23 protein-coding genes and 1 tRNA gene are annotated in these 24,612 nt (G+C 44.2%); 13 read left to right on the plus strand and 11 right to left on the minus strand.

Going from position 1 to position 24,612, the window contains the following annotated elements:
• Together araD and SHEWPOL2_RS10215 are read right to left on the minus strand one after the other, a co-directional pair.
• Positions 1-532 (minus strand): L-ribulose-5-phosphate 4-epimerase AraD (araD, locus tag SHEWPOL2_RS10210; RefSeq protein ID WP_037428076.1); only part of this gene is annotated, 532 nt, incomplete at its 3' end.
• A 1-nt stretch (position 533) separates the two neighbouring features.
• Positions 534-2,207: a ribulokinase gene (locus tag SHEWPOL2_RS10215; RefSeq protein ID WP_037428101.1), complete on the minus strand. Its 1,674-nt coding sequence runs from the start codon at positions 2,205-2,207 to the stop codon at positions 534-536.
• Positions 2,208-2,574: 367 nt separating this feature from the next.
• Here SHEWPOL2_RS10215 and SHEWPOL2_RS10220 point away from each other — a divergent pair, with 367 nt between their 5' ends.
• The gene (locus SHEWPOL2_RS10220) at positions 2,575-3,105 is read left to right on the plus strand and encodes a hypothetical protein (RefSeq protein WP_037428077.1); all 531 of its coding nucleotides are present in this window, start codon (positions 2,575-2,577) and stop codon (positions 3,103-3,105) included.
• A gap of 241 nt (positions 3,106-3,346) precedes the next feature.
• Here the strand turns inward: SHEWPOL2_RS10220 and SHEWPOL2_RS10225 are convergent.
• A tRNA-Ser gene (locus tag SHEWPOL2_RS10225) sits at positions 3,347-3,437 on the minus strand.
• A gap of 80 nt (positions 3,438-3,517) precedes the next feature.
• Positions 3,518-4,789: a purine nucleoside transporter PunC gene (gene punC, locus SHEWPOL2_RS10230; protein ID WP_037418960.1), complete on the minus strand. Its 1,272-nt coding sequence runs from the start codon at positions 4,787-4,789 to the stop codon at positions 3,518-3,520.
• A 115-nt stretch (positions 4,790-4,904) separates the two neighbouring features.
• On the opposite strand from punC, the gene punR reads away from it, so the two are divergent.
• The 6 genes from punR to SHEWPOL2_RS10260 all read left to right on the plus strand — a co-directional run bounded on the left by punR (position 4,905) and on the right by SHEWPOL2_RS10260 (position 8,159).
• Positions 4,905-5,807, plus strand: coding sequence for a DNA-binding transcriptional activator PunR (gene punR, locus SHEWPOL2_RS10235; RefSeq protein ID WP_037418958.1), 903 nt, complete (start codon positions 4,905-4,907; stop codon positions 5,805-5,807).
• A 259-nt stretch (positions 5,808-6,066) separates the two neighbouring features.
• Positions 6,067-6,726: a Bax inhibitor-1/YccA family protein gene (locus tag SHEWPOL2_RS10240; RefSeq protein ID WP_037428078.1), complete on the plus strand. Its 660-nt coding sequence runs from the start codon at positions 6,067-6,069 to the stop codon at positions 6,724-6,726.
• 59 nt (positions 6,727-6,785) lie between these two features.
• Positions 6,786-7,175: a sulfurtransferase complex subunit TusD gene (tusD, locus tag SHEWPOL2_RS10245; protein WP_037419061.1), complete on the plus strand. Its 390-nt coding sequence runs from the start codon at positions 6,786-6,788 to the stop codon at positions 7,173-7,175.
• 14 nt (positions 7,176-7,189) lie between these two features.
• Positions 7,190-7,546 carry a sulfurtransferase complex subunit TusC gene (gene tusC / locus SHEWPOL2_RS10250; RefSeq protein ID WP_011622737.1) on the plus strand — a complete coding sequence of 119 codons (357 nt, stop codon included), beginning with the start codon at positions 7,190-7,192 and terminating at the stop codon, positions 7,544-7,546.
• A complete protein-coding gene (gene tusB / locus SHEWPOL2_RS10255; protein ID WP_037418953.1) occupies positions 7,546-7,827 on the plus strand; it encodes a sulfurtransferase complex subunit TusB in 282 nt (93 codons plus the stop codon). Before tusC ends, tusB begins: the two co-directional genes overlap by 1 nt.
• Positions 7,821-8,159 (plus strand): TusE/DsrC/DsvC family sulfur relay protein, encoded by a 339-nt coding sequence (locus SHEWPOL2_RS10260; protein ID WP_037418950.1) that lies wholly within the window; start codon positions 7,821-7,823, stop codon positions 8,157-8,159. Before tusB ends, SHEWPOL2_RS10260 begins: the two co-directional genes overlap by 7 nt.
• A gap of 42 nt (positions 8,160-8,201) precedes the next feature.
• Here SHEWPOL2_RS10260 and SHEWPOL2_RS10265 read toward each other — a convergent pair whose 3' ends face one another.
• The 3 genes from SHEWPOL2_RS10265 to SHEWPOL2_RS10275 form a co-directional block, all read right to left on the minus strand.
• The gene (locus tag SHEWPOL2_RS10265; protein WP_037428079.1) at positions 8,202-10,169 is read right to left on the minus strand and encodes a RecQ family ATP-dependent DNA helicase; all 1,968 of its coding nucleotides are present in this window, start codon (positions 10,167-10,169) and stop codon (positions 8,202-8,204) included.
• Between the two features lie 75 nt (positions 10,170-10,244).
• The gene (locus SHEWPOL2_RS10270; protein ID WP_037418945.1) at positions 10,245-10,565 is read right to left on the minus strand and encodes a hypothetical protein; all 321 of its coding nucleotides are present in this window, start codon (positions 10,563-10,565) and stop codon (positions 10,245-10,247) included.
• 158 nt (positions 10,566-10,723) lie between these two features.
• Positions 10,724-11,224 (minus strand): hypothetical protein, encoded by a 501-nt coding sequence (locus SHEWPOL2_RS10275; protein ID WP_037428080.1) that lies wholly within the window; start codon positions 11,222-11,224, stop codon positions 10,724-10,726.
• Positions 11,225-11,817: 593 nt separating this feature from the next.
• On the opposite strand from SHEWPOL2_RS10275, the gene SHEWPOL2_RS10280 reads away from it, so the two are divergent.
• A complete protein-coding gene (locus SHEWPOL2_RS10280; RefSeq protein ID WP_050991348.1) occupies positions 11,818-12,921 on the plus strand; it encodes a tyrosine-type recombinase/integrase in 1,104 nt (367 codons plus the stop codon).
• Between the two features lie 176 nt (positions 12,922-13,097).
• Positions 13,098-15,155 (plus strand): PhoX family phosphatase, encoded by a 2,058-nt coding sequence (locus tag SHEWPOL2_RS10285; RefSeq protein WP_037428081.1) that lies wholly within the window; start codon positions 13,098-13,100, stop codon positions 15,153-15,155.
• A gap of 63 nt (positions 15,156-15,218) precedes the next feature.
• On the opposite strand, the gene SHEWPOL2_RS10290 is transcribed toward SHEWPOL2_RS10285, so the two are convergent.
• Entirely contained in the window at positions 15,219-15,980 is a 762-nt protein-coding gene (locus tag SHEWPOL2_RS10290; protein ID WP_037428082.1) for a DTW domain-containing protein, read from the minus strand.
• A 744-nt stretch (positions 15,981-16,724) separates the two neighbouring features.
• Positions 16,725-17,156, minus strand: coding sequence for a ribonuclease E inhibitor RraB (locus SHEWPOL2_RS10295; protein WP_239642757.1), 432 nt, complete (start codon positions 17,154-17,156; stop codon positions 16,725-16,727).
• A 902-nt stretch (positions 17,157-18,058) separates the two neighbouring features.
• Here SHEWPOL2_RS10295 and ampC point away from each other — a divergent pair.
• Both ampC and emrD read left to right on the plus strand, forming a co-directional pair.
• Positions 18,059-19,189 carry a class C beta-lactamase gene (gene ampC / locus SHEWPOL2_RS10300; protein ID WP_050991349.1) on the plus strand — a complete coding sequence of 377 codons (1,131 nt, stop codon included), beginning with the start codon at positions 18,059-18,061 and terminating at the stop codon, positions 19,187-19,189.
• Between the two features lie 339 nt (positions 19,190-19,528).
• A complete protein-coding gene (gene emrD, locus SHEWPOL2_RS10305; RefSeq protein ID WP_086024020.1) occupies positions 19,529-20,773 on the plus strand; it encodes a multidrug efflux MFS transporter EmrD in 1,245 nt (414 codons plus the stop codon).
• A gap of 62 nt (positions 20,774-20,835) precedes the next feature.
• Here the strand turns inward: emrD and pssA are convergent, their stop codons facing one another.
• Positions 20,836-22,149 carry a CDP-diacylglycerol--serine O-phosphatidyltransferase gene (gene pssA, locus SHEWPOL2_RS10310; RefSeq protein ID WP_037428083.1) on the minus strand — a complete coding sequence of 438 codons (1,314 nt, stop codon included), beginning with the start codon at positions 22,147-22,149 and terminating at the stop codon, positions 20,836-20,838.
• Between the two features lie 11 nt (positions 22,150-22,160).
• Positions 22,161-22,493 carry a DUF1904 domain-containing protein gene (locus SHEWPOL2_RS10315; protein WP_011072371.1) on the minus strand — a complete coding sequence of 111 codons (333 nt, stop codon included), beginning with the start codon at positions 22,491-22,493 and terminating at the stop codon, positions 22,161-22,163.
• 378 nt (positions 22,494-22,871) lie between these two features.
• On the opposite strand from SHEWPOL2_RS10315, the gene SHEWPOL2_RS22705 reads away from it, so the two are divergent.
• Together SHEWPOL2_RS22705 and dacB are read left to right on the plus strand one after the other, a co-directional pair.
• Positions 22,872-23,048, plus strand: coding sequence for a hypothetical protein (locus SHEWPOL2_RS22705; protein ID WP_037418920.1), 177 nt, complete (start codon positions 22,872-22,874; stop codon positions 23,046-23,048).
• A gap of 25 nt (positions 23,049-23,073) precedes the next feature.
• Positions 23,074-24,594 (plus strand): D-alanyl-D-alanine carboxypeptidase/D-alanyl-D-alanine-endopeptidase, encoded by a 1,521-nt coding sequence (gene dacB / locus SHEWPOL2_RS10325; protein WP_037428084.1) that lies wholly within the window; start codon positions 23,074-23,076, stop codon positions 24,592-24,594.
• Positions 24,595-24,612: the final 18 nt, after the last annotated feature.

The following is a 24,612-nucleotide window of genomic DNA, read 5'->3' on the forward strand; positions in this document are numbered from 1 at the left end:
CATTCGCGCCCCAAGTGAACGGAGCATGCCCTGCCACTATCACCATGGGCGACTCGTTGGGATCTCGGTCGGCAAAACAATCGAGGATCTGCACGCCGGTTTCTTCTTCGTAGTCGCGGCTTATCTGATCATTGCGCATCACAGCTGTGCATGGGATTTCACCGTACACATAGTCGGCCTGGGTCGTCCCTAAACAGGGAATCGCTATCTGTGCCTGCGCCCACGCGGTGGCATAGGTTGAATGGGTATGGGTAATGCCACCAATACTCTGCCACTGACGATACAAATAGGTGTGCGTCTTGGTATCGGATGAAGGACGCATGCGCCCTTCGACGATTTGATTCTCAAGGTCAACAATCACAATGTCTTCAACCTTCAAATCTTCATAGGGCACGCCGCTGGGCTTGATACCAATCACGCCCAGTTGACGGTCAATTTGTGAAACGTTGCCAAAGGTGTAAGTCACCAGTTTGCGTTTCTCAAGCTCCATGTTGGCTTCGTAGACTTCGCGTTTTAGCTCTAAAAAAGACATCTTATTTTGCTCCATCAACATAGTGGCCAAGGGCTAAGTACGCTTGATAAAGCGCTTGATATTTCTGTGCGTTTTCAGGATTCGGTTGATAGGTTTTCGCAACGCTTGAGGCCATTGCGGCTTGGGCACTCAACACATCGGGATAAACCCCGGCTGCGGTTGCGGCATAAATGGCGGCGCCGAGGGCACAGCTTTGTTCGCTCTCGAGTACGTCGATATTGCAATTCCACACATCGGCGCAGGTTTGCATAATGAAGTCGGATTTTTTCGAGATCCCACCTATAGTGACCACATGGTCAATGCAAACGCCTTCTTGTTTGAAGCGCTCGATAATGGCCCGTGCGCCATAGGCGCTGGCTTCCACTAAGGCTTTGAAGACTTGCGGTGCTTGGCTGCCCATGGTTAAGCCTATGATAGCCATGGCAACAGATTGGTCTGCATCGGGCGTGCGGCGTCCGTTAATCCAATCCAGCGCGACAATACCCGTCTCCCCAACGGGGATTTTCGCGGCCGCATTGCCCAGCACGGTTAAGGTTTCGGCCTCGAGTTGCTGAATAAGTTTGGTTCTGGTGTCGTCATCAAACAGTGCTGAAGTGTCGAGCTGTTGCATCGGCCATGCGGTGAGTTCCCTAAACCAAGCGTAGAGATCGCCAAAGGCGGACTGACCCGCTTCAAGGCCAATCATGCCGGGCAATACGGAACCATCGACCTGACCGCAAATCCCTTTGATACAACGCTCACCAATATCTTCATAACTGGCGACCGTGATATCGCAGGTAGAGGTGCCCATCACCTTGGTTAAGACGCCGGGCTTAACATTGGCACCAACGGCGCCTGCGTGGCAGTCAAATGAGCCAAAAGACACGATAACCTCGGTCGATAGCCCTAAATGCTGTGCCCACTGAGGGGTTAACTGACCACAAACCTTGTCGGATGTGCAGGTTTCAAGGGGTAATTTGTCTCTTAAACCATCGAGTAAAGGGTCGATGCCAACGAAAAAGTCATTCGGTGGATAACCATTCCATGACTCATGCCACATCACTTTGTGACCAGCGGCGCAGCGCCCTGCTTTAAAGACTTTTGGATGTGTGGTGCCCGTCATTAATGCGGTGATCCAATCACAGTGCTCGACCCAGCTATAGGCGGCTTGTCTGACTTCTGTGTCGTGGCGCAGTACGAATAGCGCTTTGGCCCAAAACCATTCAGAGGAATAAATCCCTCCTTCATATTTCAAGTAATTTTCGCTTGCATTGTTTGCTGCGGCGGTAATTTGCTGAGCTTCGAGGATCGCGCTGTGATCTTTCCAAAGCAAAAACATGGCATTGGGGTTATTCGCAAACTCTGGTTTTAAGGCTAAGGCAACGCCAGCTTCGTCGACGGCAATGGGAGTTGAACCTGTGGTATCAACACTCAACCCGCAGACTCTTTGCGCGGCGCCACTGGGGGCTTTTGCCCATAATCCTTGCACTACCTCGATAAGGCTTTCGATGTAATCGAGGGGATGTTGTCTAAATTGATTCTTCGCGGGCTCGCAAAACAGCCCCTTCTTCCAACGTGGGTAGTACACCACATTGGTTGCTACTTCTGCGCCCGTTTGGGTATCCACCAATAACGCGCGTACTGAATCAGAGCCGTAATCAAGCCCTAACGCGTAAGCCCCTAAAACATTCGACATTTGCATCCCCATTCATTTTGTCTGCGCCCTATTCGGTTTACGCAGGTAGAGTGAATATCATTTCATACTACAATATTACTACGAGATAATAGTAATACAATATGATTTTAGTTGTTGGGTGATAAAATTTTTAACATTAAGGCTGAGCATGTAACGATTAGGCGAGGAAGAGTGTGGAAAACTAAGCTGCGCTTAGCTTGACTCAAACGGTTAGAAGTCGAATAATGGCGCCAGGTTGCAGAGACACCTATCCGCAGAAGATGACATCACTCTGACTCATATCTCGATGTACGCATCACATGTATGACACAACAATTGATTAGGTTTGGCTTAGCGGAGATGCCAATAAAACTTAGGAGAATTGTTTGTGATACAACAAATTACCCCAGCACCACGCGCCTTAACCGAAGTCAAAATCCACGCTAAAAAGCGCCTTAAAGCCTGCCACGCTGGTGATGCAATGGCGCTAGATAGATTCGCCCCCTTGATGAATAAGCAAGGTTTTACGCAGCAGGATATTCAGCTTAAGCATTGCCAAAGCCTATTGGCTCGTGAGCTCGGTTTTACTGATTTTAATCACTGTCAAAGAGTGTTATCGGGGCAAGCACACATCGGTGAAGACTTAGGTACCCTATTCCATAGCAGGCGCTGCGATACCTTGCTCAATCACTGGTTCAGCGGTTTTGATGAGGCGCAGGCTTTTTTAAAGCAATCACCGCAGATGGTGTTGTTGCCCTATAAAAAGCAGTTCTTGGTGGTCAACGGCGCCGACTATGTTGATGCTCTTGGACTCATATTGAGCGAACCCGCCTGCATCTACAGTACATGGGTGGGGAATGAAACGGTTCCTGCCTATGAAGCTTTTGCGCTAAGTCTTATCAGGCATAAACTCACTTAGCCTAGCCTTACTTAACCTAAGCTGCTTTGCTATTTGAAAATCCTAGCTAATGGGAAATTAAATCTATTGCGAAAGAAAAAGGCCGCGTCAAATTCCATAAATAAAAAAATCCATCATTGTTGATGGATTTTCCGTGGGATCTCGCGGAGGAGCTGCGCTTAGAATTAGGAACCCTAGGGTTCAACTTTCGAAATTCCAAAAACAAAAAAGCCATCATTGCTGATGGCTTTTCCGTAGAAAATGGCGGAGGAGCAGGGATTTGAACCCTGGGTGGGCTATAAACCCACGCCGGTTTTCAAGACCGGTGCATTAAACCACTCTGCCACCCCTCCGAACGATGCGCATAATATAAGTTAGTTTACTGACTGTAAAGCACTAACTGATAATTTTGCGCTAACTGCTCGTATTACATTCAATCTGCTTGATTTTGCTTCTTATCCACATTGATCCCAAGGCGAGCTGGATCCGGCGCAGTAAAGTGTTTGGCAAAATCGGCCCATGTTTGTTCGGTTTTTAACAGGTAACCCAATATCACCACTAATGAACAGCTCAAAATGGCCCAACCTATGGCAACTTCTCCTGAGCTTGCCCAGAGCGCGACTAAGCTTGAGGCGCCAAATGCGATAGTGATTTGCAAAAAGTTCTGTAATCCTGCCGCTTTAGCTGCATTTTGGGTAAATTGTTGCAAGGCGCTGTTCACGACGATGGGATAAATCGCCCCGTTCGCCGCTGCAAGTATCGAGAACGAAATCAGCAGTGGGAAAATAGTTTCCATCTTCATTAATAAGGTGAAAAATACAATTGAGATAACACAGAGTCCAAACATGGCCAGTAATACGTTGAGTGTACGGTCGGCACCAATACGTTTTATCAATAACTTACTCGCGTATCCGCCCACAATAAACATGATGGTTTGCGGAATAAAGCTAAGGCCAATTTCGGTTGCTTGATAGCCATGCTGCTCCATCACAATCGGCCATACCGTCAAGTAGGCAAAGAACGCACCTGAACACGCACCAAAAATCACTACGTTACCTAAATAACGGGTATTTTTCAAAATCTGCTTGTAGGAAACTGCGCTTGGCTTAGCATCCTGATGCGCTGCATGGCTCGGCACGAAGTATAAGGTCATCAGCACCAATAAAAAGGCAATCACACACAATGAGATAAAGATTGCACGCCATCCAAAATCGTTCAGAATATAAGCGCCAAGGATTGGGGCTAATGCGGGTGACAATGCTACTAACGGCATAATATTGCTGAAGATCCCCTGAGCTTTTTCGGCATCATACTGTTCGACCACAATCGCTTGCCAAATAACGCCAGCACTACAGGCGCCAATGGCTTGGAAGAATCGAGCGATGTTCAACATCAGTATCGAGTCGCTATTGGCAATTGCAACACTGGACGCGGCAAAAATGCCAAGGCCGAGGATCAGGGCATAACGTTTGCCGAGTTTACTGACCAAAGGGCCATAAATCAGCTGCCCTAAGGCTAAACCAGCCAAGAAACAGGTGAGCGACATCGCCACTTGTGAAGGTGAAGAATTGAACGAACTTTCAATTGCTTTGAAAGCAGGTAAATACATGTCTGTGGCAATAAAGCCTAACATGCTTAACAAGGCCAAATAGAATAAGAATATAAAAAACTTCATATTTACAAAGATATTACTAGATGTTTTCATAAAATAATCATGTCAAAAGACTTAAGGCGTGCAGTCTAAATACTTGTTAATTTGATTGGAAACGTTTATTTTTGACAGATGCTATCAATTATTTTCATCACAATGGATGTCAGCTATGCTCTCGGAACAAGCGTTAGAACTCATTGATATCGTGGCCCGGGTGGGGAGTTTTACAGCGGCAGCCAATCGACTGCACAAGGTCCCTTCAGCGGTCAGTTATGCCGTTAAGCAAATCGAAGAAGAACTCGGTGTTGTGTTATTTGAGCGCCACCACCGCAGCGTGACCTTAACCCCTGCGGGAGAGCATTTTGTCAAGCAAGCCAGAAACTTGCTGACTCAAATGGATGAGATGAAACGTGGCACTCAACGTGTGGCAAATGGTTGGCAACCCACACTGTCTATCGCCTTAGATAACATAGTCCGCGCCGACAGAATTAGCGTATTAATCGCCGACTTTTACCGTCATTTCCACGATATTGAGCTTATCATCCGCATAGAGGTCTTTAACGGGGTGTGGGAGGCGCTTGCGACCGGTCGAAGTGATATCGCCATTGGTGCAACCACCGCCATTCCCGTAGGTGGCGTATACCAATATAAAGACATGGGCGATATTCAATGGGCGTTTTTGGTGAGTAAAAACCATCCCTTAGCCAATATTGACCGACCTTTAACCGACGATGAATTGCGCCCCTTCCCCTCCATCTGTTTGGAAGATACTTCGCGGGAAATTCCGAAACGCATGACCTGGTTATTGGAGAATCAGCGCAGACTCGTGGTGCCGGATTGGATCCGCGCGATTAACTGTTTTAGAGAGGGCCTCGGCATTGGCTATATGCCAGTTCATTTGGCCAGCGTCTTTATCAAAGCTGGCGCCTTGGTCGAAAAACAGCTTGAAAATCCGAAATTAACCAGCCCATGTTGCTTAGCTTGGAACGCCGATAAGATGTCGCCCGCCCTGGCCTGGGTGCTGGATTATTTAGGCGATACCGATAAATTACACCGTGAATGGCTGGCGTAATATTGCCGTATGATCACAGGATTAAGCTTGTTTTAAAGTCTTTGTGTTGCACTGTTGTAACGAAATACGGCTGAATCATCAGACAACACAGAAAAATCAGCCTTTACAACTTGTTATTTGTGGCGTGAATCCTTTAAGCCAAGCGCTGTTTTAGTTACTATGCAAACAGGATTACTGGATTTGCGAGATTAATGGGAACTCTCGTGCCCGTTAAAAATCAAAATGATCAGTTTGGATTCAAAAGCTAATGGAGAAAGATATGACTCAGCAAACCCTGTACTCAACGAGTGCATCCACCTTAGAAGTGAATAAACTTCTTAAAAACACTTATCTGTTACTGGCCATGACCCTCGCCTTTTCTGCATTGTGTGCAGGCTTAGCGATGGCGCTCAACATCAGCTCACTGATGTCACTCGGTTTATCTATCGGCGGTTTAGTACTGCTATTTGTAACCTTACGAAAAGCCGATTCAGCGGCAGGCATCTTCTGGGTTTTTGCCTTTACTGGTATGGAAGGCGCCTCATTAGGTTACATGCTTAACCACTATGCTGGTATGACGAATGGCTCTGAGCTTATCATGCAAGCTCTTGGTTTAACATCAGTTATCTTTATTGCGCTCTCTGCCTACGCGGTAACGACGAAGAAAGATTTCTCTTTCCTACGTGGGTTCTTGTTCGCAGGATTGATTGTGGTGATCGCCGCTGCGCTGATTAACATTTTCGTGGGTAATAGTGTGGCCTTTATGGCGATTAACGCAGGTCTTGCGCTGTTAATGACCGGCTTTATCCTGTTCGATACTAGCCGTATCGTAAATGGTGGCGAGACTAACTATATCCGCGCCACTATCTCCTTGTATCTGGACTTTTTAAACCTGTTTATTGCCATTTTGCATTTGCTTGGCATTGGTAACGATGATTAATCCCCTTTTCGGGAAACTTACGCTAAAATGGCCCTACTTTTAGGGCCATTTTTTTTATGATGAGCAAATTTATTATCCAAGTAAACGGGCCTGCCTATGGCACGTCGGCAAGTGTGAATGCCCTACGTTTCACCCAAGCCTCCCTGCAAAGCGGACATGAGATTGTCTGCGTGTTTTTCTATCAGGATGGCGTGTATAACTCCACGGACTTTAACTTACCCGCATCCGATGAATATGATGTGGTTAAAGGCTGGAAACAACTGGCTGCCGAGCATCAAGTCTCGTTAGTGAACTGTGTTTCTGCGGCATTACGGCGCGGCATCGTCTCGCAGCAAGAGGCGCAGGAAAACGGGCTAAGCCACTGGAATGTTGAACATTCTTTTATTATGGGCGGACTGGGTGAACTGGTCACGGGAATTGAATCAGCCGATCGTTTGATCTGCTTTTAAGCTTCGGAAATGCTATGAAAAAAATCTGTATATTGTTCCGAAGCGCGCCCCATGGCACCACTAAAGGCCGCGAGGCCTTAGACTTTGCCCTGTTAAGCGCCAGTTTTGAGCAAGAAGTGAGTTTAGTGTTTGTCGATGAAGGCGTGCTTCATCTGCTTAAAGACCAACAACCCGAACTTATCGGTGGTAAAGATTACCTCGCGGCGTTAAAAGCGCTCCCGCTGTACGACATCGAATCGGTGTTTGCCTGCAAACAGTCTTTAGGTGACTACGGCTTAAGCCATGGTTTGCTGTCGATTCCGGTGACTATCTTAAACGATGAAGCGATTTCAGCTCACTTAAAAGCTGTCGATGAGGTCTTAGTATTCTAATGATTTTACATCATATTCAAACCTCGCCCAGCCGAGACAATGCCCTCAAACTTTGCCTGCGTTATGCTTGCAAAGAGGATGCGATTTTACTCTCGAGTGATGGCGTAAATGCATTATTACTGCGCCAATGGGCCATGGCGCTATCACCCTTTAAGGTGATGGTGCTGAAAGACGATGTCATCGCCCGCGGCTTAACGGAACGTCTTAATAACATTAGTCAAATTGATTACAACGAGTTTGTCACTCAAGCTCTACAGCACGATAAGGTGATCACGTGGTAAATCCGCTTATTTTTAACGGCGTCGAAATTGAACGCGACCATCAAGGCTATTTGAAGAATATCGCCGACTGGCACCCGGATATGGCGCCGCTGCTCGCTCATGAAGAACAAATTGAACTGACCAGTGCTCACTGGGAAGTGGTCAATTTTGTTCGGGATTTTTATCTGGAATATAAAACCAGCCCTGCGATTAGGGTGTTAGTTAAAGCCATTGGCCAAACCTTAGGCCCAGATAAAGGCAATTCCAAATACCTCTATACGCTGTTTCCAGTTGGCCCGGCAAAACAAGCAACCAAAATAGCAGGGTTACCTAAACCCGCTAAATGCATCTGATGACGAAAGGCATATAGCATATATGCCTTCAATCATTACCCCTTAAGTACCCGCTTTTTGTAGCCTTTGCTTGATATCGGCGTATCTACATTTTTCCAAACGTCCGAAGCCTTGGAGTTTGCGAGATTGCAAACGAGTCAAGATAGGTTGAGTCAGGCCTGCTAAAAACTGGCATTGGGTATCTAAGGACAAAGGTGCTAAGCCTTTGGCTTCTGCTGCGAGTTTTAACTCATTTAAATCGGCACAAATTTGCGTATCATCAGGCCATATTGGCTCTTCAGAATAGGTCAATTTAGCCACTTGGCCACGACAAACACTGCAATGACCACAGGATTGGGGTGCTGCATTATCGTCAAAATAGCGAGCTAAATTGTAATTTAAGCAAGTCGTTAGCTCAAAAAATCGTACTAACTGTGCAATGCGAGCAATTTCTTTTACTTCTTTATCAGCAAAGTATTGATAGAGCTGCTCTGCTCTGTTTTCCTCTACTAAGCCTTGTTCATCGACTTGATAGACATCGGTGACTTGCTTTGCTTCTAATTCAATGAGTTGCTGACTCGCAAGATATTCTAACGCAGCCATTACTCGAGTCCGTTCAGCCCCCGTAGCCTGATACAGTGAAGAAAAATCCAAACTGCCCCAAATGCGCTTCATTTGAGTGTGGGCGAAAATATCGGTTAAAAATGCCTGCCGTTCGGGTGAAAACTGATGCAAAAATTGCTCTTGCGGCACAATAAAACGGTAACGAATATCGGCGTAATAGGCATAAAGTGGTTTGATGATGCCTTGCATTTCAAGCTGCACGAGTAACGTTTTCAGAGGGAGTTGTCTAATATTACTCACAGTTGACAGTTGATGAAGTTGCAGTTCCCAACGTCCATTGTGGGTTTCTTCGCGAATGTTATTAATTACAGCCTTAATACTTGCCAGTTCAGGCGTATCGCCATAAACAAAGTTTTCGACAGTGTTGATCCCATCCAAATTGGCTAAAGTGACGCAATGGGAAAGTTGTCCATCACGCCCTGCGCGGCCAATTTCTTGGCAGTAATTTTCAATAGATTTTGGTAAGTCATAGTGGATCACAAAACGAATATTGCTTTTATCAATCCCCATTCCAAAGGCGATGGTCGCAACAACGATGTTGATATTGCCCTGCATAAAGTCCTGCTGAATTTGCTGGCGTTTCTCATCCTCAAACCCAGCATGATAGGCGCTTGCTTCAAATCCCATACGGCAAAGTTCAGCGGCCACCTCCTCTGCCGTATGCTGCAAAGTCACATAGACAATTCCTGCACCGATAACATGTTGTAACTGCTGTTGTAGTGCCGCCAGCTTGTGCTGACTTGCTACAGGTAATACTGTCAAGTCGAGATTAGCACGATAAAAGCCTGTTTGAACAATGTGTTGTGGCTTAATATCAAAACGCGCCGCCATATCTAGCTTTACTTTACGTGTTGCAGTGGCCGTGAGTAACAGCACCAATGGAATCGCTAATTCGCGGCGATAATCGGGGAGTTTTAAATAATCGGGGCGAAAATTATGTCCCCATTCTGAGATACAGTGCGCTTCATCAACAACTAGCATAGAGATCGGAATTGATTGAATAAATTGCCTAAATCGCTCATTTTTAAATCGCTCCACCGAAACCATTAGCAATTTTAACTCGCCTGAGCGAGCCTCACGCATCACCAGTTGAGTCATTTCTGGTGTTAAGGTCGAATCAATACTCGCCGCTTTAATGCCCTTCTGTTGTAAAAAACTTAATTGATCTTTAATCAAAGCCAACAATGGCGAAACCACTAAGGTTAAATGTGGAAGTTGTAGCGCGGTAAATTGATAGCAGAGCGATTTTCCTGAGCCAGTAGGAAAAATCGCCAGGCTCGACTGGCCAGCTAATAGCTGAGAGATAACCTCACCTTGACCCAGTCTAAATCCTGCAAAGCCAAATTGTTGCTGTAATAGTGGTATCAAAGTTGGTACATCATCTGGCTGAGGTGCTGAATAAGACATTGAAAAATCCTTGTACCCTATCATATAGACAGGGTCTGCGACTGAAGAAATGCTGAGAACGATTAGACCTTGTCGCTATGACTTTCTGGCTAAATATAAATTGATAAATGCGGTGAGCTTATCGTTAAAGACCTCTTCAAATGTATCGAGATCTTGACCTAATGTATTGAAGTATTGGGAAACTTGAGAACGTGACAAATTTTTATGATCAACCGTGTATTCCATTTCTGGCATGGTTTTATCGTAACGAGGCACTAAGGTCCACGTCACTAAATCAACAGCAAAATGCTTCATGGCCTGCTGTGCTAAGGTACAAAAAGCTTCAATATGTTCGCGGCCATCTGGCCCGAGACAACCAGGTTCAACTCGGCAAAGTACTGATAGCTTTTTTGGCATATTATTTCCCTATGTCACACACTTCTGCTAGAAGCATTGTCCAACGTTGTGCGATTAACGCCAGCGTCATCGTTAACTTCAGTTTAGTTTACGTCACTAAACCAAAAAGTCACGTATTGAAGATGGTAAACATAGCCGTTGGTTGATATGAACATTATTTAAAAGGTTTCTTCTTCATTTGCGGCAGAAACAGTAGCGGCATGTTCTGATAATAACGTATCAAGTGCTTGATCAAAACTATCTAAACGCTCAAGTTCCATATAACGCTTTAAGCGTAAGATAATATCCTTGCTAACTTCGATGTGGGACTTTTTCTGACGCTTTTTTATCTGGGAAAGTTCTTTGCGAACCATGCGCCATCCTAAATCACTAAAATATTGATTCAGCATTCGATTCACTTGCTGTAATTGAACATCTACGGTTTGATTTTTCTTACGTAATTGAACCAGTATATTTATGTTAGCGATTAACTCAGTATAACTTGTAGGTGAATGCATCAATAAGTTAAACCATCCTGCCTTTTCCCCTACCACATCTGGATGAACCATACGATAAATTAACGGTAAGGCAAATACTAATTCTGCTTTATCCAATAACCGTAATTTTCGCCCCGAGGTTGGTGCTTCTTGATGATATTCCCAAAAATAGGCTGTCGTCATTTATGCAAAACCTGTTGTTAACGGATAAGCCCATGATATCGATAAACACCATAAAATAAAAGAATGGTTACACCATTTTATCGATCGTTTTTGCTATAACCTTCTTCTCGCTTAAAAGCTGTACGGTTAAGGCGGAGGTTCATCTTGGTAATCATGGCTAATGTTATGTTTTTAAAAGACTAAATTTTAACCAGCTCAGCACAAACAATCATTCTGTCTTAAATTTAGTCAACATTAATCATCAATAAAATGGTGTAACCATATTTAAATATTTTAATTAATCCTTACTACTTTATGGCAAGCATTAAATATCAAGTAGAGTGTTTTATCGCCAACACTAAGTTCAACACCATTTATGGAATAATATTTAAGCAATAATGTGAATCACAGTAAATGATGGTTGAATTTTCATATAAAAATAAATTTCACTCTATTTTGCCCTAGCCCTCTCTAAACTGTTTTATTTATAACCTATTTGTGCATTTTAACCTCATATAACTCGACTACCAGTGATAATGACGATTATCACTGGTAGTAATAGCAAAGATTTACGTATAATTGCGCCAGTTTTATCGGCAGTGAAAATCGCTCTAATGTCAAAAACGAATCGATTTTATCCAATAGATGTTAATCAGCAACCCGTAGGGGTAAATACTCATTTAACAAAAAAACTTACACAAGCTGATAATGCATTTTTTGAAGAAAGTGCACTTCCCCAATCTGTGCATAATGACTTTTATAATGCAGCAGCCGAAACTGAATTTGAAATATCCAGCAATACTCGCCGTGTATACCAAACGAGCTTCAGTCTATTTGCACAATATTGCTTAGAACACAGATTACAATCATTACCGACTGATCCCAGAAGCGTTATTTCTTTTATTGGTCATCAAAAAGAATTGCTAATGGCCGACACAGGGATGCAGCTTTCTAAGCAAACCTTAACCACACGGTTAGCCGCGATTCGTTACTATCACATACAAGCGGGTTTTCCGTCACCCACTGAGCACCCGCTGGTGCTCCGAGTCATGCGCGGTTTGAGTCGTAATCACAATCGCCGAGTGCAAGATTATGATCAACAACCGATAATGTACGATGAAGTAGAGTTACTGCTCCAAGCGGTTGAGCAACAACCTCATCCTCTGCTGCGTTCAAGGGATAAGGCTATTATTCAACTCGGTTTACAAGGAGGATTTCGCCGTTCTGAGTTAGCGAATTTGAAGGTGCAATATTTAAGTTTTATGCGGGATAAATTAAAAGTACGCCTGCCATTTTCTAAAAGTAATCAGCAAGGATTAAGAGAATGGAAAAATTTACCTGATTCTGAACCTTTCGCCGCTTATCATGCAGTAAAAGCATGGTTAAATGAAAGTCAGATTAGTGATGGGCATTTATTTCGCTCTATCTCTCGTGATGGAAAAACCTTAAGACCTTATCAAGTGAAAGATAATAACAAGTCCAATACCACATTTAACCGAAATAGTGGATTCTTAAATGGAGACGATATTTATCGAATTATCAAACAATATTGCGTAAAAGCAGGATTACCCGCTCAATACTACGGCGCACATAGTTTACGCAGCGGATGCGTAACACAACTACATGAAAACAATAAGGATACACTATATATCATGGCACGAACTGGTCATACGGATCCGCGTTCATTGCGCCATTATCTAAAACCGAAAGAAGATTAACCATTTTATTAGTCCATAATTCACAATACTGTATTTGAGATATTTTTAAGTTAAGTCTTGCAAATGTTTATGGTTAGTCATTGCAGTATTCCTGTAATATAAATGCCGTTTTGGTGTCATATAAGTACTTTAGGCTAAGTCACGAAATTAATTATCCGTACTAGCTGGAGTAAAATATGAGCAAGGCTACCTTTGATCCTACACGCTATAATAAAAGTAATAACGAACCTTTTAACCAAGTGTTGGATAAACATTTATCTCGTCGTAATTTTGTCAAAAGTGGATTAGGTCTAGGGGCCATGACCGCTTTTACTGGCATGGGTTTAGTGGGATGTGGTTCTGACAATTCCTCCTCCCCCACCCCAGTTGATCCCGTGCCACCATTACCACCTAGCAAAAGTAGCGCTAAGCTTAACTTTACCTCAGTCAAAGGCGCACGTTTAGATGCTGTAGTCGTACCTGAGGGGTATACCGCCCAAGTCCTTGCACCTTGGGGGACACCATTAAATTCTAAAGCTGCACCTTGGAAAGCGGATGGCAGTAATACCGCAGATGACCAAGCCAATGCTGTCGGTATGCACCATGACGGAATGCATTTTTTCCCACTGAATGACGCTGGTGATGATGGTTTATTGTGTATTAACCATGAATATATTGATGAAATAGCCCTACATCCCAATGGTCCAACGGTCGATGCAACAACGGGATTACGAACCATTGTCGATGAAGTTCGCAAGGAAATTAATGCCCATGGAGTGTCAGTGGTTAGAATCAAATTGACGAATAATCAATGGGAAGTAATTTACAACGATCGCCATAATCGCCGTTTTACCGGCGCGACAGTGATGGATATCGCCGGCCCTCTAGCTTATTCTTCACTGCTTGAAACCCGATACTCCCCCGATGGTAGCCAAGCTCGTGGTACTTTAAATAACTGTGGTAATGGATATACCCCTTGGGGAACTTACCTCACATGTGAGGAAAATTGGCCTGAATATTTTGTTAACCGAGGCTCCCTCACTCCAGATCAAATTCGCATTGGGATCAGTAAAACCTCCAGTCGTTATGGCTGGGATGATCTTGCCGGCCAAGATGAAGAACGCCTTGATGAATTTAGCCGCTTTGATGTGACCCCAAAGGGAACGAGCGCGCAGGACGATTATCGCAATGAAGCCAATGGCCATGGCTATATCGTCGAAATAGATCCATACAATCCCACATCCCGCGCAATTAAGCGCACTGCCTTAGGGCGTTTTCGTCACGAAGGTTGTACTTTTGGTAAGTTGAGCGAAGGTAAACCCGTGGTATTTTATTCTGGTCATGATGCGCGTTTTGAGTACCTCTATAAATTCGTGTCGGCAGCACCTTGGGACCCACAAGATGCCAACAGCAGCAATCGCCTTGAAGTTGGCGATAAATATATGAACGAAGGCACATTATATGCGGCTAAGTTTAATGAAAATGGCGTTGGTGCTTGGCTACCGTTGACCTTAGCTAGCCAAACGACTGATGGCAAAACCTTAGGTGACACCTTTGCAAGTCTGGCTGAGATTATTCTCAATACCGCTGGAGCAGCAGACTTACTGGGCGCGACACCGATGGATCGTCCAGAGTGGTGCGCAGTCGATCCTTTCACAGGTTCAGCCTATTTAACACTGACAAATAACTCGAAACGTACCGAAGCAAACCCCGCAAATCCAAGATTGAAAAATAACTTTGGACATATTATTCGTTGGGATGAAGCTGAGAAAGAGACTGAATTTACCTGGGATATTTTTGTCTTTGGCTCACCAAGTGATGGTAATGCCGAGACTAATTTATCTGGCTTAACGGATCTAAACCAGTTTGCCAGCCCAGACGGCCTAGCCTTTGATAAACGCGGGATCTTATGGGTACAAACTGATAATGGTGCTAAAGAAGTCGCCGAAGAAACGAACGATCAAATGCTGGCGATTGTCCCTTCGACGCTGCTTGATAGTGCCAATAAGCAAGCGAGTTTAACGAGCAATAACCAAATGGAGTTAAAACGCTTTTTTGTAGGTCCCAACGATTGTGAAGTCACAGGTTTTGCTATAAGCCCTGATTATACCTCGGTATTTGCCAACATCCAGCATCCGGGAAACTGGCCTTATTCAAACAACGCTGCTGAAGTCACGCCAACAGGTGTCGTGCTTCGCCCTCGCGCGGCCACTGTGGTGATCCGTAAACTCGATGGCAAAGAAGTCGCCGTTTAATTTATCGACTAAAGCATCAGATAAAGCACATCAATCCCCTCACTCGAGGGGATTTTCTGTAAATCACAACTCCAACGTCGCAGCGCGATAAGCCGCTTCAAAGGCATCGGTAAACTCGCTGATCGGTAGAATATCTTCACGGCAGCGACGGTTGCGCCCAAGTAATGATGACTCGACAAACAGATCGAACCATGCGGTTAATGCTTTACCATTTGCCGCTTCACCCATCGCAGCCAATGCCAGTGAAGCAACTTCTGCCGTCCCCAATTGAAAATCGTGACTGCCCTTACGTAGTGCGTAAGTCGCTAACGTATTAGGATCAAAAGACAAGATAGGTAAATCTTGCAGATAAGCGCTTTTACGAAACATTTTAATGGCTTCTCGCCAACTGCCATCGAGCATAATCAATAAAGGGCGTTTACCGTTCGCCAGCGTAGCCATGGGGACTTGGCTTAATACGGTTTGGCCTGGGTTAGCATATTGGGCTGGAAACACTAAAAACGGCTGATAATGCTCGTTGCTTAACAGTGCTAGCATCTCAGCTGCTGGCTCGGTGCGCGACCACAGAAACGCATAGGTATCCGGGATCAGATCCGCAATTAAGCGGCCACTATTGGTTGGCTTGATGACCTCGTCGTTATACATGATCAGCAGAAAGCTAGCCTGAGTGGTTAACTGCCTGCGCAGCGAACAAGTACAAAATTGCGCACCTAATAAACACAAAGGACAACGGATGAGTTTTTTGCCGCGAGCGCCAAAAGGCTTAGTTGAAATGGATTTGCGATATTCATATAAGCGATGTACAGCGTGTGGGGCAAGAGCCATAGCAACCAATTCTCAATCAAACTCGTTTTAAAAGGCTGTACACAAGGTACGCCATTATTTCGCGGAGGCGCAGTGTATCCTTTGGCCGATAAAGGTGCAATTGTGGAAGAGTAATAAAGTCTCATACTCAGGCAACTCGCTTTAGGACATTAAAGCGCGTTAGATTTAATGCACTAAAGGTGAGTCATAGCATTATCAAACTTATGGCAACCTGATTAGATTCGTTGGCTGATATCCACTAATATAGGCTTGCCATGGTGTTCACTCACCGACACGCAGCAAGTCCATCCGTGGATGCTCGACCGCCCCGTCCATGGGGCGGACGGCCGTCTCGCTAATCACCATGGCTAGCCTTTTTAGCATTAGCGTAATCTGTAAGTTTTAAAGAAATACGAAACACGCTTTGGGACAAAAGCTTGCTAGATTATTCCCCCTTCTTAGCCTGATTTGGATTAGCTCTTCTAATAGCAATGCTTCGTTTGGCAACAAACCAACCAACACTCAATATCTCCAGTCTGAATACGGATAACAGGGGCATGGTAGGGATTTTAGCGGCTCGCGTGAATCAGTCTGGTGTAGAGTGATTCATGAGCTCACTTTGGGATATAAATGAGTTATCTCAATAACTCTAACTCGTTAAATTCGGATTAAAATATCTATGGATTTATCTTTTGCAAAATAGTAAGAGCCGCAACGAGGCCAAGTTAGCTATAGCAGACGGTTGGGCAACTTATATTAGATGCACTATTGCTTCATAGGTCCAACATCCATTCCATCGTAGCTATCCAAAGCATACTTATTTGCAAAGATGTATAGTTCATCGTTTCTTTTATCTAGTGTCTTAGGTGAATGAATTTCAACCTTTTCTACATGTAACCAATAGATATCTGGCTCATTAGGATCATCTTTATCAGACAAGTATATATCTACGTATTTATATCCTTGTTTTATTAATTCTTCGGCTGCTTGCTCTAATTTCTGTGGCTCGTGATGTGTAAAGAAATACCCCCAGAGCATGGGGCCAGATATATTCCATGATGTTTCATTTTTTATGTTCTGGAACATTTCGTTTAAGGAATCAAGTGTTATTTTTTTCCTAGGGATATCTCTCATATCTGCCCCATATGCATATGAATTGGCAATTATCAAACCTAGTAGGAATGTTCTAATATTCATTTTTCTTCTAACATTTTATCTGTGCGAATGCGCGATAATGGTTAACGTTGTTGGACCAACACAGTTAACTATCTGTATTGTAATGAACTTATCAGCTTCCGATTAAATATACCATCTGGGAAAACGCGAATGCACGTTTTCAAAACCAATTAACTAATCCATATCTCTAGTAATTATTTGATTTTAAATATTATTTTTCAATAAGACAAGCTAATGGGCGAAGGCACGTAATGGGGGGAATGCTCATGAACCAGACTAGGCAAGTCTGATTCACTGTAACGATTTTTAAAATCTCTCATGGGCAGGTCATACTTTTTGGTATTCATTACTTTATGTATCTCAAACTATCAGACTAAGCAAGAGCTAGCCTTCTAGCCGTAGCAAGCTTTGGGGCATAAACATTGTAGAAAAGGCTGCGTACCGAAAAGAACGCTGCAATTTTAGTATGATATTTCGATGCTCAATATGATTCTATATTACGATCCTACACCAATTAACCTTATCAAAAGCATTAATCTTTGCCGAAGTTTATGTGGTACTTAGCGATTATTACCATCGTGATAAGTTGCATAAAATACAATCAAACACTCCTAAGTCATAACAAGAAAACACATAGGCCAACTATAATTGGTTACGCTTTCCTAAACGATCGCCGAAGATCAAAACCGCTTAGGCTAAATTTGTAGCCAATCTGATTTAAATCGTGCTAAATCTTTCATCCATCAATCTATGTTGAATCAGTGCCATTTGCAGGCCCCAACAAAAATGCAAGGAATTATATGCCCACGTCTATCTTGCAAGCGGTAAAGCTCACCCGCTTCGCTTTGTTATCTACACCATTAAGTTCACACAACGTAGGCTCGATCATTTTTGGCGGAATATTGCTAGCAGTGACACCATTAATGGTAAATGCCGCACCACAACGGGGCGTCAGCTTCCCTCCGAATGCCCAGGCTATAGAAGCCCTTATCGATTCTACTGTTAATCCTTTAATGAACGAATATGGGATCCCTGGGGTGGTGATCGGGATAAGTATCAATGGACAACAGTATTTCTTTTCTTATGGTGTCAGTTCAAAAAAGACAGGGGAAAAGGTGAATGAAAATACCCTATTTGAGATTGGTTCTATCAGTAAAACCTTTACCGCGACCCTCGCAACATACGCTCAACTTGAGGGTAAACTGACGCTAACAGATAAGGTAAGCCAATATCTGCCTGAATTAACCGGTAGCCATTTTGACCAGATCAATCTCATTCATTTAGCCACCCATACAGCGGGAAATCTGCCCATGCAGGTCCCTGATAATATAACCAATAATGCTGAGTTAATAAGCTATTTAAAAGCCTGGCAACCAGCTTATGCCGCAGGTACTCACCGCAATTATGCCAATCCCAGCATTGGTCTTCTCGGTGTGATCGCGGCAAAGCAGCTTGGTCAAGGTTTTCCTGAGGCCGTAGAGCAAACTCTCTTTCGACAACTTGGCATGACAAACAGCTATTTTATGGTTCCAACAAATAAAATGACTGACTACGCCCAAGGCTACAATAAGCAAGATCAGCCAGTACGCCTCAATCCCGGTGTGTTAGCCGATGAGGCCTACGGAATAAAAACGACGGTTGTAGATCTGCTCCGTTTTGTTGAAACCAATATGCAGCAGCATGCGGTGCCTGCAAGGTTGCAACGTGCCATTGATGCCACCCATACAGGCTATTTTGATGTCGGCATGATGACTCAAGCGATGATTTGGGAGCAATATCCGTATCCGATTGCCCTTGATAAGCTCCTCACTGGACATACTCAAGATGTAGTGTTTGGCAGCATGCCAGTGAAAGCCATTACACCACCTCAAGCGCCACAGCAAAATGTCTGGATAAATAAGACTGGCTCAACGGGTGGTTTTGCTGCGTATGTGGCATATATTCCAGCTAAAAAGCTGGCATTGGTGTTATTGAGTAATAAAAATTATCCCGTGCCGCCACGGGTAACCGCGGGTTACCAGATATTAACAGGCTTAGAAACGCTGCAAAATTAATAACGCGTCATCATATTTCAGCCCAATACCGCGCTTGCCAAGATGGAGAGGTTTTCTCTCCATTCAATTTCTCTTTTACGAATATCTCGTTATTGATCAAAACCCATGTTAACAAACGCATTATATTGTTGACTTAAGAATCCACCCTTTATCAATTACAAAACCTGATTAACAAGATAAAAACCAAGTGTAAGCTTAGTTTTACAGCCATAAAAGCATAGAAAAACTTATGGGTTGGATGAAAAAATATTCCTGAAAATCAAGACTATTAGCCATTGAACTACTCAATTTTGGGCGTAAGATGCGCGCCATTGTTCAACTGTGCTTTTTTACGGAATTATGATGTCAGGCGAAAAACCGTCTTTAATCTCATTAAAAGCGTCGGCTTCATCAGCAGGAAGTACCACTCGATTGCTCTTTATGCTGGTCTTTATGGTGGCCTGTGGACAGATGGCCCAAACGATTTTTGTGCCAGCACTCCCGCTGATTGCCCAAGGTTTAGCCGTCGATGCAAGCAAGCTACAAGCAGTCATGGCCTGTTATCTGCTCGCCTACGGTTTATGTCAATTTATCTATGGCCCATTATCTGACCGCTATGGGCGAAAACTCCCACTGTTGGTTGGTATTGGGATTTTTATGATCGGCGCGTTAATTGCCACACAAGCCACAAGCTTTAATCAGTTAATTTGCGCGAGTCTGCTTCAAGGCCTAGGCACAGCCAGTGCCGGCGCGCTGTGCCGCAGTATTCCTAGGGATCATTACTTTGGCGATAACTTAGTTAAATTTAATAGCTATGTGTCCATGGCGGTGGTGTTTTTACCCTTGGTGGCGCCCTTCTTAGGGAGCCTTGCTTCAGCCTACTTAGGTTGGCAAGCCGTTTACTGGGTGTTATTTGGGTTTGGCGTCTTTGTTTGGTTACTGCTTTGTTTTGGTTTTAAAGAGTCTTTACCAAAAGACAAACGAGAACAACAACCAGTGTTAGCCTCCTATCGCCATGTGCTACGCCACCGCAGTTTTAGGGCATATCTATTTTCATTAATCGCCACCTTTGCGGGGATTGCCGCCTTTGAAGCCATTGCGGGCGTGCTCTATGGCCAATATTTGCAACTCTCATCTTTTATGGTGAGCTGTTATTTTGTGGCGCCTATCCCCGGTTATTTACTCGGTGCACTGGTAGCAGGAAGACAAAAACAAGCACAACGCACTGTATTTCAAGGTGTTGCCTTGCTCGGTGCTGGCGCATTGTTTATGTTGATCCCTGGGTTGTTTCAACTGGTTGTAGGCTGGAGTTTGTTGATAGGCTCAATTTTATTTTTCAGCGGCGCCGGCATGTTATTTCCGACATTAACCTCGGCTGCGTTAGAACCTTTTCCGCGTCAAGCGGGCATTGCGGGGGCTTTGCTCGGTGGTTTACAAAACTTTGGCGCAGGGCTGGCGGCATTAACTATGTCGCTCGTACCTATGGGAGGCCAGTTAAGTATCGGTTTACTGAGCGCGCTGATGGTGCTTTTAGTGATTGTGGCCTTGCATTATGCCCGAGATCAAAACGATACCCATCAAACACTATTGCCGCAAAAAACCTGAGGTTCTCTATCAAAATAACAAAGCCCACTTACGTGGGCTTTTGTTTTTCTGATGCTTATCGATTACAGGATCCGTCTTAGTAAAAAGTCTGCTTTTAATCTTCTAATACGATTCATAATCTTCTTCACCGGATCGGGATAGCTTTGCAAAGTATCCACTTGGCTATAGTGATATAACCTCTGTGTATGCTCAAGAATATGCGCTTGCTCGGCCTCAAATTGCGCCTTCCAGCTACCTGTTTCATCGTGGATCAAGAGCCCATTCTCTAAATCCAACGCCCATGCTCTAGGGTTTAGATTTGAGCCTGTGATCAAATGCTTACGCCCATCGGCACTGATACCTTTGAGGTGGTAACTGTTGATCCCATGCTTCCACAGGTGAATATTGAGCTGGCCATTATCAATCGCCCACTGCTGACGTTTGGCAAATTTACGCAGCGACTGTTCATATAAATACGGCAAGGCACCGATGGTGGAAAAATCTTGCTCAGGTGGAATATAAAAGTCATTCGCCGTTTTATCGCCGACGACAATATCAATCCGTTTGCCGTTGCGCAGATGTTTAGCTAAGGCACGGACTAATATATAAGGAGGGTTAAAGTAAGGTGTGCAGATAAAGAGTCTATCTTTTGACTCCTCAACCATCGCAATAACCGCTTTATTCAATAAATTATGTTTACGGCCTAAGCCCAGTAATGGTGTTACCCGATTACCTGTCCGAGTTGCGTTAAACTCGTACTGTGCCTGTGACAAACGTAATTTAAAGCTGCGCACATCGGTTTTAGGCGGTAACACTTCCTGCTGCGCATCTTGAGTAAGCGATGTCACTGCTGGATCGGCAATGATATAACGTTGGATCATTGCGCGCATGCTGCGTGCCAGCTCTGCTGACTCAATCACATGGTAGCGGTCGAAACGGTATTTATCGTTTTGCTGTAGATAGATATTATTAAGACTTGCGCCGCTATAAATCACCGCATCATCAATTACAAAGCCTTTAAGGTGTAATACACCCATAAATTCACGGGATTTGACTGGTACGCCCATAATCTCGATAGGATATTCAGCTTCAGCCATCACTTTGCGGTACATCAAATAATTACCGCTATCACCCTTATGGCCAATCAAGCCACGTCTAGCACGGTGAAAATCGACCAAAATTTTGATATCCAACGCAGGATTTTTAGCCTTCGCCGTCATCAAGGCCTGTAAAATCTCCCGCCCTGCTTCATCATCTTCTAAATAGAGTGCAGCGATGTAGATGCTGTTCTTGGCATTTTCGATGCGAGTAAGTAACTCTGCCTTAAATCGGCATGGCGTAAGCAACCACGTTAAAGCCTCGGGTTGAACGGCTATTCCACCAAGCTTATCTAGCAAGGCATCCTCCTTTAAACATGCTGACCACCCCGATAGGAAGCGCTTGGGGTCAGTGACAAAAACATCACAGCAATCTGTGTTAATTCTGGGTAGGCTTCTGTCACTGCCAGCCTGATTGTTTGTTCTACTTTAAGATGAATATCAGGGTCTACCGGAAACCAAAGCAATTCGATTTGGACAAAACGCTGATCAATTCTACCATTACGGTAACTGATGCTGGGGATCCAATCTAATGTAAAACTCTCTGCTTTACCTTTACATATAGCCGCCAAAGACTGCAGTAATGTTTGGCTAAGCTCTGCAACGACTGCCTGGGGTAAGCCGCGCATACTAATATGAGGCATGGTTTTAGTGGTTACCTAAGATCCTAAAATCGTAAGGGGTAGAAATTACCGACTTCACTGCAACTCGGCAAGACTTTTCGATGAAAAGAGCGCGGCGTAACGCCTATTTTGCTGGTAATTTGAGCTGAAACAAGTCATTGGCAATAATAAGTGTAAAATTACGTCGGTTCAGCCTAAATATATACGAGCAGACATGCCGACTTCAATGACTAACCAAATACGCTTGCACTCTTTATCGGTTGCTCATTTTGCTTATCTACATAGGGTGCCCAAAATGGTAGTTTAATCACAAAATATGGGTTGTTCCTAATGCAAGCGTGCCCGTTTTACGTGTTTTAGCGTAAACTAAAACGTCACCAGTCAACACTGTAAAACGCTATGAATAAAAAAATCCTGTTAACCCTCGCACTGACTTTAGCTTTAGCGTGGGGCATTTTTCATTTTAAAGCGCAACTTGGATTACTCATTTTGCCACTTTTTATTGGCTTGGTTTTATTTGTTACCCTAAGGTTGTATCGTCTGATGGAAAAAGATGATGGCAGTCATGACCGCTAATTAAGAGAGTAAACATACAACAGACATGGAAACGTTCTCCCCATTATTCAATTTACAGCGTTCGGCAGGCATATTGCTAACGGTAGTCGCAACAGCCCTATTACCACATCAGCTGTGGGCTACGACTGCAGATATTCAACATGCGATCTTGAGTCAACAAATTAATGATATTGCACCACGTCACTCGCAAATTGCGCTGCTGGCACTGGATATGGCGAACAGTAAACAGCTTTATAGCCAGCAAGCTGATACCTTGTTTATCCCCGCCAGCACACAAAAGGTCCTTACTGCCGTCACAGCATTGGCCAACCTTGGGGCCGATTTTCGTTATGTGACGGAGCTGTGGAGCGATGCCCCCATTCGCCAAGGCCATATTGCGGGAAGTGTCTATCTGCGCTTTAGTGGCGATCCTACCCTCACTCAAGACGATCTTAAGGCCTTGTTTGCCCACCTACAAAAACAGGGTATCAACAGTATTGACGGGCATCTTTATCTTATTGGTGATAAACAAGAGCAATTACAAGCTCCTGGCTGGGTGTGGGACGACCTCGGCATTTGTTTTGCGGCGCCGGTGTCGAGTTACATCATCAATCAAAACTGTGTTTATGGGCAATTCGTTCCAAGCTCGAGCAAGCATTCCTCTGAGGTCAAATTAAGGGTATCTAGTTTTGGGGTAAAGGTCAGCAGTGACGCGATATTCTCTCCCAAAGCTAGCCATGATTTTTGTCAGCTCGATTTAGTGCGACTTGGGCAAAATCAATATCACCTTCGGGGATGTTATCCTGGCAGTGAGGCTATTCCCCTCGCTATCGCAATAACCGATCCTGAAAAATTCGCCATGGATACGTTAACGGCCACACTCAAGGGGGAAATGTCGCTCTCGGGTAAAGTTAAAATTGGCAACGCAATACCTTCAAAGGCAAAACTTATCGCCAGTCACAGTAGTGCGCCTTTGCCGGAGTTGTTAAAGACTATGTTGCTTAAGTCGGATAATCTGATCGCCGACAGCCTGTTTAAGTTAGTCGGACAACGCTATTACAAAACCCAAGGAAATTTTACCAATGGTGCGGCGGCCATGCGCCATATCCTTAGCGATTTGGGAGTAGATTTAACCCACGCCAATATCGTCGATGGTTCAGGGCTTTCTCGTTATAACTTATTGAGCGCAAGGCAATTAGCCAATGTGCTTACACTAATTTATCAAGATGCCCGCTTTCACAGTCTGATTGACAGTTTGCCCGAGGCGGGAGTCAGCGGTACGCTAAAATATCGACAAGGTTACACTCAACCACCGCTCAAAAACCGTGTTTTTGCCAAGACAGGTTCAATGCAAGGGGTTGCCAATTTAGCTGGTTTTATTCGAATACCACAGCGGGATATCTTATTTGTGGTTCTTGAGAATGGCATTAGTCCTGAAACGAAAAAACAACGCACGCCTGCGTTTAGCGCTGACTTTTTGACTCGTCTCATAACTACGGTTGAGCAACAGGCACAAACAAACCAAACATCGACTAAAGAACTCAACACGGTTAAATTAATTGACTGACAAAACTAAAAAGCACTG

The sequence above is a fragment of the Shewanella sp. POL2 genome, from assembly GCF_000282755.1.
GTDB lineage: Bacteria > Pseudomonadota > Gammaproteobacteria > Enterobacterales > Shewanellaceae > Shewanella > Shewanella xiamenensis.